This is a genomic window from Mesorhizobium sp. M1163, assembly GCF_040318415.1.
Lineage (GTDB): Bacteria > Pseudomonadota > Alphaproteobacteria > Rhizobiales > Rhizobiaceae > Mesorhizobium.
On sequence record NZ_JAMYMF010000023.1, the window covers coordinates 48,374 to 61,425 of the forward strand.

General features: G+C 62.9%; 17 protein-coding genes and 3 tRNA genes. 8 read left to right on the forward strand and 12 right to left on the reverse strand.

Annotated features, from left to right (window positions below; all coding sequences use genetic code 11):
* Positions 1–44 precede the first annotated feature (44 nt).
* Positions 45–120 (reverse strand) — tRNA-Thr (locus NKH43_RS21395).
* Between the two features lie 156 nt (positions 121–276).
* Here NKH43_RS21395 and NKH43_RS21400 point away from each other — a divergent pair.
* The 3 genes from NKH43_RS21400 to NKH43_RS21410 all read left to right on the forward strand — a co-directional run bounded on the left by NKH43_RS21400 (position 277) and on the right by NKH43_RS21410 (position 1,778).
* On the forward strand, positions 277–444 hold the full coding sequence (locus tag NKH43_RS21400) for a hypothetical protein (RefSeq protein WP_352859710.1): 168 nt from the start codon (positions 277–279) through the stop codon (positions 442–444).
* 182 nt (positions 445–626) lie between these two features.
* Positions 627–926, forward strand: a complete 300-nt coding sequence (locus NKH43_RS21405) for a BA14K family protein (protein WP_352859712.1) — start codon at positions 627–629, stop codon at positions 924–926.
* Positions 927–1,421: 495 nt separating this feature from the next.
* A complete protein-coding gene (locus NKH43_RS21410) occupies positions 1,422–1,778 on the forward strand; it encodes a hypothetical protein (RefSeq protein ID WP_352484569.1) in 357 nt (118 codons plus the stop codon).
* 40 nt (positions 1,779–1,818) lie between these two features.
* Here the strand turns inward: NKH43_RS21410 and bhcR are convergent, their stop codons facing one another.
* Positions 1,819–2,676 carry an HTH-type transcriptional regulator BhcR gene (gene bhcR / locus NKH43_RS21415; protein ID WP_352484570.1) on the reverse strand — a complete coding sequence of 286 codons (858 nt, stop codon included), beginning with the start codon at positions 2,674–2,676 and terminating at the stop codon, positions 1,819–1,821.
* Between the two features lie 202 nt (positions 2,677–2,878).
* Between bhcR and gcl the strand changes: the two genes are divergently transcribed.
* From gcl to NKH43_RS21430, 3 genes are all read left to right on the forward strand, one after another.
* Positions 2,879–4,660, forward strand: coding sequence for a glyoxylate carboligase (gene gcl, locus NKH43_RS21420; RefSeq protein WP_352859714.1), 1,782 nt, complete (start codon positions 2,879–2,881; stop codon positions 4,658–4,660).
* Positions 4,661–4,683: 23 nt separating this feature from the next.
* Complete coding sequence (gene hyi / locus NKH43_RS21425; RefSeq protein WP_352484572.1) at positions 4,684–5,481, forward strand: hydroxypyruvate isomerase; 798 nt, start codon at positions 4,684–4,686, stop codon at positions 5,479–5,481.
* A 231-nt stretch (positions 5,482–5,712) separates the two neighbouring features.
* Positions 5,713–6,597, forward strand: coding sequence for a 2-hydroxy-3-oxopropionate reductase (locus NKH43_RS21430; RefSeq protein ID WP_352817983.1), 885 nt, complete (start codon positions 5,713–5,715; stop codon positions 6,595–6,597).
* Here the strand turns inward: NKH43_RS21430 and NKH43_RS21435 are convergent.
* Positions 6,594–7,010, reverse strand: a complete 417-nt coding sequence (locus NKH43_RS21435; protein WP_352587600.1) for a DUF6508 domain-containing protein — start codon at positions 7,008–7,010, stop codon at positions 6,594–6,596. The two genes, NKH43_RS21430 and NKH43_RS21435, sit on opposite strands and share 4 nt — an antisense overlap.
* A 13-nt stretch (positions 7,011–7,023) precedes the next feature.
* A complete protein-coding gene (locus tag NKH43_RS21440; protein ID WP_352859716.1) occupies positions 7,024–7,878 on the reverse strand; it encodes a TrmH family RNA methyltransferase in 855 nt (284 codons plus the stop codon).
* Between the two features lie 201 nt (positions 7,879–8,079).
* Between NKH43_RS21440 and NKH43_RS21445 the strand changes: the two genes are divergently transcribed.
* Both NKH43_RS21445 and NKH43_RS21450 read left to right on the forward strand, forming a co-directional pair.
* A tRNA-Tyr gene (locus NKH43_RS21445) sits at positions 8,080–8,164 on the forward strand.
* A 67-nt stretch (positions 8,165–8,231) separates the two neighbouring features.
* Positions 8,232–8,305, forward strand: a tRNA-Gly gene (locus tag NKH43_RS21450).
* A 71-nt stretch (positions 8,306–8,376) separates the two neighbouring features.
* Here the strand turns inward: NKH43_RS21450 and NKH43_RS21455 are convergent.
* The 8 genes from NKH43_RS21455 to NKH43_RS21490 are packed head-to-tail and all read right to left on the reverse strand — an operon-like array spanning position 8,377 to position 13,050.
* Positions 8,377–9,591 (reverse strand): hypothetical protein, encoded by a 1,215-nt coding sequence (locus tag NKH43_RS21455; RefSeq protein WP_352859718.1) that lies wholly within the window; start codon positions 9,589–9,591, stop codon positions 8,377–8,379.
* Entirely contained in the window at positions 9,584–9,835 is a 252-nt protein-coding gene (locus tag NKH43_RS21460) for a hypothetical protein (RefSeq protein ID WP_352859719.1), read from the reverse strand. Before NKH43_RS21460 ends, NKH43_RS21455 begins: the two co-directional genes overlap by 8 nt.
* The gene (locus NKH43_RS21465) at positions 9,832–10,047 is read right to left on the reverse strand and encodes a hypothetical protein (RefSeq protein ID WP_352859721.1); all 216 of its coding nucleotides are present in this window, start codon (positions 10,045–10,047) and stop codon (positions 9,832–9,834) included. The genes NKH43_RS21460 and NKH43_RS21465 overlap by 4 nt, the downstream gene beginning before the upstream one ends.
* Positions 10,044–10,505 (reverse strand): ASCH domain-containing protein, encoded by a 462-nt coding sequence (locus NKH43_RS21470; protein WP_352859723.1) that lies wholly within the window; start codon positions 10,503–10,505, stop codon positions 10,044–10,046. The genes NKH43_RS21465 and NKH43_RS21470 overlap by 4 nt, the downstream gene beginning before the upstream one ends.
* A complete protein-coding gene (locus NKH43_RS21475) occupies positions 10,502–11,608 on the reverse strand; it encodes a DUF5131 family protein (RefSeq protein WP_352859724.1) in 1,107 nt (368 codons plus the stop codon). Before NKH43_RS21475 ends, NKH43_RS21470 begins: the two co-directional genes overlap by 4 nt.
* The gene (locus tag NKH43_RS21480; RefSeq protein WP_352859726.1) at positions 11,601–11,786 is read right to left on the reverse strand and encodes a hypothetical protein; all 186 of its coding nucleotides are present in this window, start codon (positions 11,784–11,786) and stop codon (positions 11,601–11,603) included. Before NKH43_RS21480 ends, NKH43_RS21475 begins: the two co-directional genes overlap by 8 nt.
* The gene (locus NKH43_RS21485) at positions 11,779–12,336 is read right to left on the reverse strand and encodes a hypothetical protein (protein ID WP_352859728.1); all 558 of its coding nucleotides are present in this window, start codon (positions 12,334–12,336) and stop codon (positions 11,779–11,781) included. Before NKH43_RS21485 ends, NKH43_RS21480 begins: the two co-directional genes overlap by 8 nt.
* A 3-nt stretch (positions 12,337–12,339) precedes the next feature.
* Positions 12,340–13,050 (reverse strand): hypothetical protein, encoded by a 711-nt coding sequence (locus NKH43_RS21490; RefSeq protein ID WP_352859730.1) that lies wholly within the window; start codon positions 13,048–13,050, stop codon positions 12,340–12,342.
* Positions 13,051–13,052 lie beyond the last annotated feature (2 nt).

A 13,052-nucleotide genomic window follows, 5' to 3' on the forward strand; every position in this document is an offset into this window, starting at 1 on the left:
TATCGATGCCTGTTGGGAAGTCCTCGCAAGGAGCCGTTGATTGCTGGTGCCCCCGGACGGAATCGAACCGCCGACCTTCGGTTTACAAAACCGCTGCTCTACCAGCTGAGCTACAAGGGCACGGCGCTCCGGTTACCATATTTGCTGCGCCAGTAAAGACAAAACTCCGTTTTCGGCTGCCGCGACCGCGCCGGTTCTGCCGTCAGGGCGTCCTGAAAACGGCCAATTCGCTTCCTATATTGATCGAAGGTGCAATCGCATCAGCGAGGCTGTCGCATGATCAGGTTTGTCATCATTCTCACGCTCGTCGTCGTGGCCTGGGTTCTCCTGGTGAAGCTCGTCAAGGATCTGAAGCGCGCCAATATCGACTGGACCGGCGTCACCACCATCATCGGCTTCATCGCGCTCGCCTTCTGGCTTCGCCATATCACCGGCATGGGCTGAGGTCTGCCGATTGTTCCGGTGAACTGTCGACCGGCGACTGTTCGTGGTCGCGGCTGACGCATCAGGCCGGGCGATTTCTCCCTTCGAGAAAAAATCCAAAAAGATCTTCGAACCTTTTTCCTTGTTGCGACGACTGACGGTCAAGAGGCGGTTGGGTCGCCTCTCACAACAAGGAGATCGTCATGTTCAAGCGCACCATCGTTTCCGGCCTCGTCGCCACCACCGTCGCCGCCGCCATGCTGGTTGGTACGGTTCAGCCTTCTGCCGCCCATCACAAGCACAAGCACCTCGGCATCGGCATTGCTGCAGGTGTCGGCGGCTTCCTGCTCGGCAGCGCGCTCGCCCAGCCGCGCACCGTCTATATCGAGGAAGACGGCGGCTCCTGGCATGTCCGGCGCTGCCTCAATCGCTACCAGAGCTACGACCCGTACTCGGACACCTATGTCGGCTACGACGGTTATCGCCATCGCTGCCACCTTTGAGAGCCACTACCGCCCGCTTTGAGAGGAGGTGACCGTTTCAGGCAACCGGAAGAAGGGGCACCCATTGCCCCTTTTTCTGTATGTCTGAGTTCCTATTCGAATGGTCGACTGCCAATGTCGGCATAGCTCATCATTTTTGAATTGGGCGCCGTCGACGAAACTGCCAATCTCCCCCTTGCGGGGGAGATGCCCGGCAGGGCAGAGGGGGGTGCTGCCCCGCACTACTTGTCAATAGATGACAGTCAAGCCTACGCCAATTCCCAGTTGGAGTGGCTGAACATCGACGTCGGCGATCCTTCGCACCCCCCTCTGTCCTGCCGGACATCTCCCCCGCAAGGGGGGAGATTGGATTGCCGCACGGCTTTCGCCAATCGCCAACACTGAAAACTGCCTTATCCCGCCGTTCGGCTCTTGCCGATGTACAGGGGTTTCCCAGCAGCCTAATCTACAAGCCGAACAGCAATCTACTGCCGAGCCGAAACAGGGAGAGGGCGCTTGGGCGAGCACGATCCGAACGAAGAGCCGATCGAGACGATTTTCCGCAACGGCACAATCACCACCGTCGGCATCCTGCTGGCGTTCTCGCTGGGCTTCATCACGCATTGGGCCGCCAACCCGATACCATGGGAAATCTATCACCTGGCCGCCGTCGTGCCGATTTTGATCGGCATTGCCCTGCAGATACGAGCGCTGCGGTTGCTGCTCGATATAACGTCTCTACAACGGCGCGTTTATGAACGCGCCAATCGCATCTTCATTGCCGGCCTCATCTTCACCGCCTGCGGAGTTGGGCTGGCGATGCTGCTTGATTTCTACGACCTATCGACCAAGAGCGCGGTGCCCGGGGCCTAGCTCTGGCCATCCTGGCAGATGTCGCACCATTCGGCGCTGGTCAGCGCTGCCATGCGCTCGGTTCGCTGCCAAGGCCGGGAGGGGTCGGCAGCCCGCCGATCATCCTCGTCACCTCCGCCGCCGCATCGCGCACCAACGGGCCGATCTCGGCCAACCGTTCCGGCGTGACGCGCACCGTCGGCCCGGAGACCGAAACGCCGCCAATCGGCTCGCCGAATTCGTTGAAGATGGCGGCGGCAACGCAGCGCATACCCGGATGCCGCTCCTCGTCGTCGACCGACCAGCCGCGCAGCTTGATCGTCACCAGGTCGCGGGCGAGAGCCGAGATGTCGGACAGCGTGTTTTCAGTGAAGCGCTCCAGGCCGGCTCGGCGCAGGATGGTGGCGACGCGTTCCGGCTCGAGATGCGCCAGCACTGCCTTACCGATGCCCGAGGCATGGAAGGAACTGCGCGTGCCCGGCCGGAAGAAGGCGCGGATCGCCTGGTGTGTTTCGACCTGGCTGACGAAGACGACGCAATCGTCCTCGGCGACACCGAGATTGGCGGTCTCGCCGGTCTTCTCCATCAATTCCTGCATGACGATGCGGGCGCGATCGACCAGCTTGCGGCGGCGCAGGAACGCCGCGCCCATGCGATAGGTCTCGACGCCGATCGACCACAGCTGGTCGGTGCCGTCGAACTCGACCATGCCATGGTTCTCCAGCGTCGTCAGCATGCGGTAGGCGGTGGATGCCGGCAGACTGGAGCTGGCGGCGATCTCGCTCAGCGACAGGCCACTGCCGTCGGCCACGATTGCCAGGATGCGAAGCGCCCGGTCCAGCGACTGCACCGAAGCGGCCTCGGACGGTCCGTTGAAGGCGCGCGGCCGGCCGCGCTGGCGTTTTTCGGTGGTTTCCATGGATCCATTCTTCCCCTGTTCGCCCAAGCAAGCAATGAAAAAGTTTTTCATCGATTTGCGAAGCGAATTCATGGAAAACAGAAAGGCCAATCAATTCAATTCACAAGAGCCGCTCTCTAGAAATGAAAAAATATTCTGAAAAAATTGAAAAATAGTCGGCGCACTGGCATCATCGGCCATCAACAATTCCGTGGAGGCTGACATGGCCAAGATGCGCGCAGTCGACGCAGCGGTTCTCGTCCTCGAAAAAGAAGGCATTTCCTGTGCCTTCGGCGTGCCGGGTGCTGCGATCAACCCGCTTTATTCGGCGCTGAAGGCGAGGGGCAGTATCCGCCACATCCTTGCGCGGCACGTCGAGGCGGCTTCGCATATGGCCGAAGGATTTACCCGCGCCAGATCGGGCAATATCGGTCTGTGCATCGGCACTTCGGGTCCCGCCGGCACCGACATGATCACCGGCCTCTATTCGGCCGCTGCCGATTCCATCCCGACCCTCTGCATCACCGGGCAGGCGCCGCGGGCTCGCCTCAACAAAGAGGATTTCCAGGCTGTCGACATCGCCGCCATCGCCGCGCCCGTCGCCAAATGGGCTGTTACCGTCATGGAACCCTATCTGGTGCCGATGGCGTTGCAGAAGGCGTTCCATCTGATGCGCTCGTCGCGGCCGGGGCCGGTTCTCGTTGATCTGCCGGTCGATGTGCAACTGGCTGAGATCGAGTTCGACATCGATGCTTATGAGCCGCTGGTGCCGTTCAAGCCGGCAATGTCGCGCGCTCAGGCGGAGAAGGCCCTGAAAATGCTCAATGCGGCCGACAAGCCGCTGATCGTCGCCGGTGGCGGCATCATCAACGCCGATGCGTCGGACCTGTTGATCGAATTCGCCGAAGTCACCGGCGTGCCTGTCATTCCGACGCTGATGGGCTGGGGCGCGATCCCCGACGACCACCGCCTGATGGCTGGCATGTGCGGGCTGCAGACCTCGCACCGCTACGGCAATGCGACGATGCTCGAAGCCGATTTCGTATTAGGCATCGGCAACCGCTGGGCCAACCGCCACACCGGTTCGGTCGACGTCTACACCAAGGGCAAGAAATTCATCCACGTCGATATCGAACCGACGCAGATCGGCCGCGTCTTCGCGCCGGACCTTGGCGTCGTCTCGGACGCCGGTGCGGCGCTTAAAATGCTGCTCGACGTCGCCACCGAATGGAGGACGGCCGGGAAATTGCGCGACTGGTCGGGCTGGGCCGGCGAATGCCGGCAGCGCAAGAAGACGATGAAGCGCAAGACGCATTTCGACCAGGTGCCGCTGAAGCCGCAGCGCATCTACGAGGAGATGAACAAGGCGTTCGGCCGCGACACCACCTACGTCACCACGATCGGCCTGTCGCAGATCGCCGGGGCGCAGTTCCTGCATGTCTACAAGCCGCGCAACTGGATCAATTGCGGCCAGGCCGGGCCGCTCGGCTGGACATTGCCGGCGGCGCTCGGCGTTCGCGCCGCCGATCCGGACCGTACCATTGTCGCACTTTCCGGCGATTATGATTTCCAGTTCATGATCGAGGAACTGGCAGCCGGCGCGCAGCACAGACTGCCCTACATCCATGTCGTCGTGAACAATGCCTATCTCGGCCTGATCCGCCAGGCGCAGCGCGGGTTTTCGATGGATTTCGAAGTCAGCCTGGCCTTCGAGAACGTCAATCGACAGGGCGATGCCGAAGCTGGCTACGGCGTCGACCACGTCGCTGTCGCCGAGGCGATGGGCTGCAAGGCCGTCAGGGTGCGCAAGCCGGAGGAATTCGCCGGTGCCTTCGAGGAGGCGCAGCGCCTGATGAACGAGCACCAGGTTCCGGTTGTGCTCGAATTCATCCTCGAGCGCGTCACCAACGTTTCGATGGGCACCGAAATCGACAAGATCACCGAGTTCGAGGAGCTTGCCGAGCATCACGAAGACGCGCCGACGGCGATCGTCATGCTCGACTAGCTGTTTTATGAGGAATTACTGCCATGCCACGGTTTTCAGCCAATCTTTCGATGCTCTTTGGCGAGCACGACTTCCTCGACCGCTTCGATGCCGCCGCCCGAGCGGGCTTTAGGGGTGTCGAGTATATCGGTCCCTATGACCATGCGCCGGATGTCGTTGCGGCAAGGTTGAAGCAGAACGGGTTGACGCAGGTCCTGTTCAACCTGCCTGCCGGTGACTGGGCCAAGGGCGAGCGCGGCATCGCGATCCTGCCGGACCGCATCCCGGAGTTCCGGCAAGGCATTGCCAAGGTCGTCACCTACGCGCACGCGCTGGGTTGCGAGCAGGTCAATTGCCTCGCCGGCATCGCGCCGCAGGGCGTCGATCGCTCCGTGCTGGAAGACGTCTTCGCCGAAAATCTGGCTTTCGCGGCGGAAAAGCTGGAGCAGGCCGGCATCCGGCTGCTGATCGAGCCGATCAACACCCGCGATATCCCGGGCTTCTTCCTGAATTACTCGGACCAGGCGCTGGCGCTGATCGACCGCGTCGGCTCGAAGAACCTGTTCCTGCAATACGACATCTATCACATGCAGATCATGGAGGGGGATCTCGCCCGTACCATAGAGGCAAACCTCAACCGCATCGCCCATATCCAGCTTGCGGACAATCCCGGCCGTCATGAGCCGGGGACGGGCGAGATCAATTTTCCTTTTTTATACAAGCACATCGACAGGATCGGGTACCCCGGCTGGGTCGGGGCGGAGTACAAGCCGAAGGGCGGAACGGAAGCCGGGCTCGGGTGGTTTCGGGACGGGGCCGGGCAGGGGAGTGCGGCGGCATAGACGCTACGGATCGCACGTCGCGTTCCTGCGCGCCCCCCCTCTGGCCTGCCGGCCATCTCCCCCACAAGGAGGGAGATTGGATGTCACCGCCGCTTTCGCCAATTTTCGAGGTCGGGAAAGTTTAAGGGCCGGAGCGCGAACTGCCGATCTCCCCACTCGTGGGGGAGATGGCCGGCAGGCCAGAGGGGGGCGCGACAGAACGCGGCCTCAACAAAAAGACGGAGAACAACAATGGAAACCATCGGCTTCATCGGCCTCGGCATCATGGGTGCGCCGATGGCGGGGCATCTGCTTGATGTCGGCTATCAAGTCGTCGCCAGCGACCACCGCTCGAAGCCGCCGGCCGACCTCGTCGCCAAGGGCCTGAAGGCCGTCACCGGCCATGATGCCGTCGCGCGTGCCGCCGACATCGTCATCACCATGGTTCCGGACACGCCGCAGGTGGCCGATGTGCTGTTCGGCGAGAATGGCGTCGCGTCCGGCTTGACCAAAGGCAAGCTGGTCATCGACATGAGCTCGATCTCGCCGATCGAGACCAGGGCATTTGCAAAAAAGATCAATGATCTCGGCTGCGACTATCTCGATGCGCCGGTGTCGGGCGGCGAGGTCGGCGCCAAGGCGGCTTCGCTGACGATCATGGTTGGCGGTGAGGAAAAAGCCTTCGAACGCGCCAGGCCCATCTTCGAGAAGCTTGGCAAGAACATCACTCTGGTCGGACCCAACGGCGTCGGCCAGACCACCAAGGTCGCCAACCAGATCGTCGTTGCGCTGACCATCGAGGCCGTCGCCGAAGCGCTTGTTTTTGCATCGAAAGCCGGCGCCGACCCGGCCAAGGTCAGGCAGGCGCTGATGGGCGGGCTCGCAAACTCGCGCATCCTGGAAGTGCATGGCGAGCGCATGATCAAGCGCACTTTCGCGCCCGGCTTCCGCATCGAACTCCACCAGAAGGACCTGAATCTCGCCCTTGAAGGCGCGAAAGCGCTCGGCGTCGCCCTGCCCAACACTTCAACGACGCAGCAATTGTTCAACTCGTGCGCGGCGAATGGCGGGTCAAAGGAGGATCATTCGGCGCTGGTCAGGGCTTTGGAAAGAATGGCGAACTTCCAGATTGGCTAGAGAGTTTGCTGGCTGCTGCCAGTCAATTTGAACTTACCGACATTGGCAGCTATCCGCTCAAGGGCTGGGACAAGCGTGCCGTTCTCGAACGCTTCGCTAAGAGCTCCGTCAACCCACCTTTCATCGGCCAAGTTGCTGGCGACCCGATAATGGATCTCTGTGACGTCCATGGAGGCCAGGGCTTCGGCGTTCTCCGGCAACCAACTCTCCCGGCCGGCGTTGACGTCGAGAAATTTTCCAAAATCGGCTGGATTCTCAAGGCCGTGGACAAGCTGGAATATGTCATCCATCACGGCGTGGTAGCGGTCGTTCGCCTCGTCATAAAACTCCGGCGGAGTGAGTGTTCTTAATGTGCCGATCGTACTCGCGAGAAGCGCGAGCCATTCTCCCTGGTTTGAAAACGCCTTTAACATACCAATCGCTCGATCAATCCGCCGAAAGAAACTTCCTCGCCGCATAAAGCGCCACCGCCGCCGCATTCGACACGTTGAGCGAGCGGATGGCGCCGAGCATGTCGAGCCGGGCCAGCGTCGTCACCGTCTCGCGCGTCTTCTGGCGCAGGCCCTTGCCTTCGGCGCCGAGCACCAGCGCTATTCTGTCGCCGGAAAAACTCTTTTCAAGCTCCGCCGGTCCATCCGAATCGAGACCGATGGTCTGGAATCCGGCATCGTGCAGCTGGCCGAGCGCATCGGCGAGGTTCTTTACCTCGATTTGGTCGATATGCTCGAGCGCGCCGGAGGCCGACTTCGCCAGCACGCCGGATTCCTGCGGGCTGTGGCGCGCCGTGGTGATCAGTGCGCCGGCACCGAAGGCCACCGCCGAGCGCAGGATCGCGCCGACATTGTGCGGATCGGTGATCTGGTCGAGCACCAGCACCAACCTGGTGTCGCCGAGCGCATCGAGGCGTTTCGGTTTCAGCGGCTCGGCCTCGATCAGCACGCCCTGGTGCACGGCATCCGAGCCGGTGACCTTGTCGATGTCCCTGGGTTCGACCAACTCCGCCTTGAAGGGCAAAGCGCCGAGATCGGCGATTGCCAGCCGCTCGGCAGCGTTGCGCGTCACCAGCATTTTCTTGATCTTGCGGCGCGGATTGTCGAGTGCGGCCCGCACCGTGTGCAGCCCGTAAAGCCGCACCAGCCCGTCCGCCGCGTTCTCCCCGGGCGGCACCGGCTGGCGTGGCCTGAACGCCGGCGCGCCGCCGCTCTTCTCGTCGCGATGCGCGCGGCGCAGCTTGGCGTAGTGGGTATCTTTCGGGGTCTTCGATTTGTTATCGTTGCTCATGGCGGCCTCTATAGCCGTGTCGTCCGGCGATGGATACAGCTGCACAAGGTGCTTGTCAGGCGAGGTGCGAAATTCAGCGCTTTTTGCCGGGCTGTTGTGGTTGACAGTTTTGGGCGCTGCCGCCATAAGGCGCTTCGCGGAAGGGCTGCTTTGGCGGCCGCGACGCGTCGATGCCTCGTTGCATGGCTCCGGCGGCAGACTGGAGAGGTGCCCGAGTGGTTAAAGGGGACGGACTGTAAATCCGTTGGCTATGCCTACGTTGGTTCAAATCCAACCCTCTCCACCACTGCCGGCCCGGAAGCCCTGAAACGCAGAGCGAGCGTCGGAGCGTATCCGATGCTTGACTGAAAGGCGCGGGTATAGCTCAGTGGTAGAGCAGCAGCCTTCCAAGCTGAATATGCGGGTTCGATTCCCGCTACCCGCTCCAGCCATCCACTTGAAATCATTGATGAAATCGCTTTCCAAAAAATGCGCCGTGTCACGCGTGTCACTGGCGTGTCACTGTCTTAGCTTGGCCCGCGCCTCGGCCACTTTGCGGTTGTTGTCGAGATCGCCGTTGCGGACGTAGCCTTGCGTCGTCTTGGTGGTTGTGTGGCCGGCCATCTTGCGGGCCGATTCGAGATCGGTTGCGATCTCGGCTTCCGAAATCGCGCCGGCGCGGGTGTCCATCGACCAGACGCTTGCCGGCACCTTCGCCGCGGTCGCCACCTCGCGCCAGTCGGTGGCATAATAATTCTCCCGGTAGGGCAGGCCGGTCGCTTCCGAGACGATCAACGGTCCGAAGGCGGGCAGCTTGATGCGCTTCAGCACCATCTGCACCAAAGGGCATTTGCTGAGATCGTGCTCGGTCGCCGCCTTGTTCTTGGCGGTGATGGGCACGGTCAGGACATGGTCGGCGGAGATATCGGCCACCGTCAGCCCGCGCCATTTGGTGTTGCCCCGCACAATGCCGCCGGCATCGCCCACTTCCAGGGGAAGCCATTCGCCGATGATGTGGATGCGGCGCAGCGCCGTGTCCCACTGCAGCGCCTGCGTCAGCGCGATCGATGGGCGCTTCAGCCTGATCGCCGTGGCGCAGATGGCGAGCGCATGCCTGTATTCCATCTTGACGCGGCGCGGGTCCGGCGTGGCGAATTCCATCAAGGACAGGATCTCGCGCGCCTGGGAACAGCCAGCCAGGCGTTCCGTCGTGCCGAAGGACAGCACCGATCGCAGCTTACGGATGGCGCCATGCGCACGGCGCATGCGGCCCTTCGAACCCCATTGCTCGAACCAGCGACGGAAATCCGAGCCGACCAGGTTGCGCACCAGGCGCTTGCCGACGGTGTCGACGATGAGCCTCAGCGACGGGTCATAGTCGCGGATGCGCGTCGGGTGCTTCAATGCCTGATAGGGCGATTGCGGATGCGTCTTGTAGACCAACACCGCCGAGGCGACAGAACCGTCATATTCCGGGCTCTTGCCGTGGCCCTCCAGATCGGCGAGCAATTCATCGGTCCAGGCCTGGCAGATTTTCGAGATGGCATCGTCGACGCTTGTGACGTCCGGATGCTCAAGCAGGGCTTGGGCGATCGCTTCATCGGTGATCGGCCGCGGGCCGAGCGCTTTCGGCGCCTTCTTGCAGGCCCGCTGCGGCACCCAGTAGTGGGCGCGGCTGCCATCCGCCCTTGGCCGGTATTTGTAGCCGGGCCGGTCCTTTCGCTGTTCAGTCATTAAAATTTTCCTCTCCGTCCACGGCGGCGGGAATGCCGCCGGCACGGGAAGGAGAGTCCAAACCGGCGCGCCGGTCAAAGAAAACTTCGACGGAACGGCGATCGGTCTTGTTCACAAGCTCGTCGCGGCGTGGAAAATGGCGCGTGGCGCGCAGCCGGTCGAGCGCGCGCTCGGACAGGCCGAACCAGGCGCGCAGCTCCTGGTCTGTCATGAAACGCGGTACGAATCGCTCGTCCCGCTTCATGGCTTTGCCTTGCGGATGGCGTTGCCGCTGGTGACCATCTTGCAGCCGTCGGCGAACTCGACGCGGATCGAGTTGAAGCGAGCCAGCTTTGGTTGCCCGAAGCCCGGCAGCGCGAACGAGGCCGCGCCTGGCTTGCTTCGGGCCGTCACTGCACAGAGCTGGCCCTTGCGGCCGTGGCGATCCCAGCGATAGATATAGGGAAGGGCGATCAATCCGGCCTCCAGTCCCAAAAACCCTGCAAACCCTTGGCCGGCTGGATCGGCTCCAGCGGCACGATGTCGGTCAGCGGCCAAGCCCAGTTGGAATGTTCGTCGCGATCGCTGTCGTTCAGTTTCGCCCCGAATTCCGAAACGATGTCGAAGGAACGCTTCGGCTCGCCGAGCACGGCCGTGCCGAGGATCGAGGCGAGGGGCAGCGCGAAGGGGTTCGAATACCAGCGCTCGAGCATGGCCAGCGCCTCCGGCTTCAACGCCGTCGACCACGATTCGGAGGAGCGCAGGCGGACTATCAGGTCCGCCAGCTCGGCCTTGCGCACCGGACGGGCGCCGGCGTGAATGGCGATCCGCGTGCCGCGCAGCGCTTTTGGCGCTGGCCAGCCGCGAAACTCGTAAGGCTTGACGCCGGCGATGATCAGCGTCGCCCAGGGCTGCCAGATGGTGAGCGCTTTCATATAGCCACCTTCGGAAAATGGTAATGCTCGACGCCGTCGAGCAGGTTGCCGGAAGCGCCTTTGCCGACATGGCGAACGGCTACGAGCCTTTCGCCGTGGAAGCCGCAACCTCCGGCAAGGTTGAGGAACCGCGTAGCGCCTGGTCGCATCTGGTCGTCAACATGCGGAACGCGCCGCCAGTCGGGATCTTCGACCTGTCGATCGTAGAATGATGTCCAGGCGCCCCACTGCTTGAAGAAGAACGGCGCGCCGGCGGCCGTGCATTGGTCGCGGATTGATCTGGCCCAGTCCGGATGCATCGGCCGGGCGTTGTGGCCGCTCTCGCCGCCAACGATGATCCAGTCGAGGCGCGCTGAACGACCACCATGCGGGCGCAGCACTCCGTGCGTGCCGTTCAACGCGTCTATTTCGACGGGCGGATCACCGGGCTGGAGATAGCGGAAATCGATCGGTCCGAGCAGCGGCTCGGCCGAGACGAAGCGGATCGTCGCCAGCGTCGCCAGAAGGTCGGGCACGCGCTTGTCGGCGGAGGCCTGATCCTCGGCCGAGACGCCCAGCCAGACGTTCGGCAGCGGCAGCCATGGCGCGCGGCGGCCGAGGATCGGATGACAGACCTTCATCAACTCCGGGGTGGCTTCGAGACGGTGCGCGACCGCATTCATCCACAGGGCTTCGCGCTCGACATTTGCCATGTAGGCGCGCAAGCGCGCCGCGCGTTTGGTGAGAAAGATGAATGTGTGCTGGGGCGACAGTGCTGCGATGGCGAAGATATCGTCCAGCTCGGCGTCGCTGACAAAAGGCGCAAACAGGTCTGTCATCGAGCCGCAGAAGATGGTGCGCGCCGCCTTCCAGCGCAGCGGCGCGGTCAGCGTCTTCTCGTCGAGGAAGATCTCGATGTCGCGCTCATGGCCGGGCTTGTAGGCCAGGCCGGTGCCGAGGCGCAGGTTGAAGCCTTCGGCGTAGCAGAAGCGGCAGCCCTCGGAATCGTGGGTGCAGTGCCAGCCGACCTTGCCGGTGGCGCGGTTGCGCGCCCGAATCGGGTTCCAACTGGCGCCCTTGGTGCCCGGCCGCTGCGTCCACTCGATCGAGGTGCCGTCAGCCATTCTGGCCTCCCTGATCAACCAGGCCCCAGCCATACTCGCCGTCGACCAGGCGCGGCTCGATCCTGCCCTGCTCATAGAGTTGCAAAGTCGCTTCGAAGAGGTCTGGCGGCATCTCTGCGCGCGCGGCTGCAATGGCGCGTTCAGCAAAAGCGCCGGTGTCTTTGGGAGCGTCAGCCATTTAGCGCCTCCAGCGTCTTGCCATCGGCCGAGACGCGGAACTTCACACGGTCGGACCAATAGCCCATGTCGACGGTGATCCGCACGCCGTCGGCGGCGATCGGGGCGGACATGTCCGCGAGCGCCTTGGCGAATTCGTCCATCGTGTCCATGCAGGTTTCGTAGTCTTCGTCCCAGGCGAACCAGTTGGACGCGGCGATGCGGGCGGATGGCGGCAGGTCGACGGGCTGGACCGGCAGCGTCTCGGGCCGGAACATGTCGACGGTCTTGTCGTCGCGGGGATCGTCCAGCGACCAGGTGCCGTCGGGCATCAGCGTGATCTCGACGGAGCCGCGCGGTTCGTGCCAGACGAATTCAACGACCTCGCTCGGCTCCAATGTGGCGACGACACCGCCTTGCGGATCGTCGTCTTCATTGCGGATGATGGTAACGCCGGACACGGTCGGCGAAAGCCAGTCCTCGGCGCGAACGCGGCCGGGCGGCATCGATTCATCGAACAGGGCGGCTGGCCACCATTTGCGCGACGGGCGGAAGGTCGGAAGATCAAGCATCCTCTAAGCCTCCCCGCGATCGCGAATGCGTGTTTTCAGCGCGGATACGAAGTTCCAGAAGCCCTTCTCTGTAATGTAGTGGGTTTCAACATGCGGCCCGTGCTGGCGGCCGCCATGTTCTCGCCATAGCCTCCCTATGTCACCTTCGGTCAGTCGATTGGCCGAAGCCTCCGGCAGCGGCCCATGCTTCGGCTTGGCCGCCTGTTTGGCGCGGATCTTGTCGATCTTCGACCAGCAGCGGGTCAGCTCGGTCTCGCCGGCAATGTCCATGTCGATCTTGTGGGCGTTGCAGAGAGCGGCGAGCGTCACCGCGACGCCGCCGGCCTCCTGGTTAGGCTCGCCGATCGGACGCCCGAAGACATAGTCGACGAGCTGGTGCGCCTCGCTGGCGGTGCAGCCGAGCGCCTGGACCAGTTCGAGCGATTCCTCGAGGAAGCGATGGTTGCGTTCCATGCCGTCGGCGGCGATATCCGCGCCAAAGCAGGCGAGCATGAAGGAATGGACCCGGTCCTGGTAGCCGCCCTTCAGCGCCGCGCGGGCGTCGCGCGCCTCCTGCTGGTAGCGATTGTTGGCTTCCAGCAATTCGGTCACGCGATGGCCGACGTTCGCGTCGAACTGGTCGAGGGTGCTTTTGGCCTGCGTCCAGAAGTCGTCGGCGTCCGGGTTGGTGCGCGCACCCGTCGAGGGGTTTGGGGCAGGGTTTTCGGCCGTCATCT

Bases quoted from the DNA above. Each gene is read 5' to 3' on its own strand.
- NKH43_RS21480 (WP_352859726.1), bottom strand. From the start codon at position 11,786: ATGGCTGACGCTCCCAAAGACACCGGCGCTTTTGCTGAACGCGCCATT.
- NKH43_RS21405 (WP_352859712.1), top strand. From the start codon at position 627: ATGTTCAAGCGCACCATCGTTTCCGGCCTCGTCGCCACCACCGTCGCC.
- NKH43_RS21470 (WP_352859723.1), bottom strand. From the start codon at position 10,505: ATGAAAGCGCTCACCATCTGGCAGCCCTGGGCGACGCTGATCATCGCC.
- NKH43_RS21455 (WP_352859718.1), bottom strand. From the start codon at position 9,591: ATGACTGAACAGCGAAAGGACCGGCCCGGCTACAAATACCGGCCAAGG.
- NKH43_RS21490 (WP_352859730.1), bottom strand. From the start codon at position 13,050: ATGACGGCCGAAAACCCTGCCCCAAACCCCTCGACGGGTGCGCGCACC.
- NKH43_RS21475 (WP_352859724.1), bottom strand. From the start codon at position 11,608: ATGGCTGACGGCACCTCGATCGAGTGGACGCAGCGGCCGGGCACCAAG.
- NKH43_RS21440 (WP_352859716.1), bottom strand. From the start codon at position 7,878: ATGAGCAACGATAACAAATCGAAGACCCCGAAAGATACCCACTACGCC.
- NKH43_RS21485 (WP_352859728.1), bottom strand. From the start codon at position 12,336: ATGCTTGATCTTCCGACCTTCCGCCCGTCGCGCAAATGGTGGCCAGCC.
- hyi (WP_352484572.1), top strand. From the start codon at position 4,684: ATGCCACGGTTTTCAGCCAATCTTTCGATGCTCTTTGGCGAGCACGAC.
- gcl (WP_352859714.1), top strand. From the start codon at position 2,879: ATGGCCAAGATGCGCGCAGTCGACGCAGCGGTTCTCGTCCTCGAAAAA.
- NKH43_RS21460 (WP_352859719.1), bottom strand. From the start codon at position 9,835: ATGAAGCGGGACGAGCGATTCGTACCGCGTTTCATGACAGACCAGGAG.
- NKH43_RS21430 (WP_352817983.1), top strand. From the start codon at position 5,713: ATGGAAACCATCGGCTTCATCGGCCTCGGCATCATGGGTGCGCCGATG.
- bhcR (WP_352484570.1), bottom strand. From the start codon at position 2,676: ATGGAAACCACCGAAAAACGCCAGCGCGGCCGGCCGCGCGCCTTCAAC.
- NKH43_RS21400 (WP_352859710.1), top strand. From the start codon at position 277: ATGATCAGGTTTGTCATCATTCTCACGCTCGTCGTCGTGGCCTGGGTT.
- NKH43_RS21435 (WP_352587600.1), bottom strand. From the start codon at position 7,010: ATGTTAAAGGCGTTTTCAAACCAGGGAGAATGGCTCGCGCTTCTCGCG.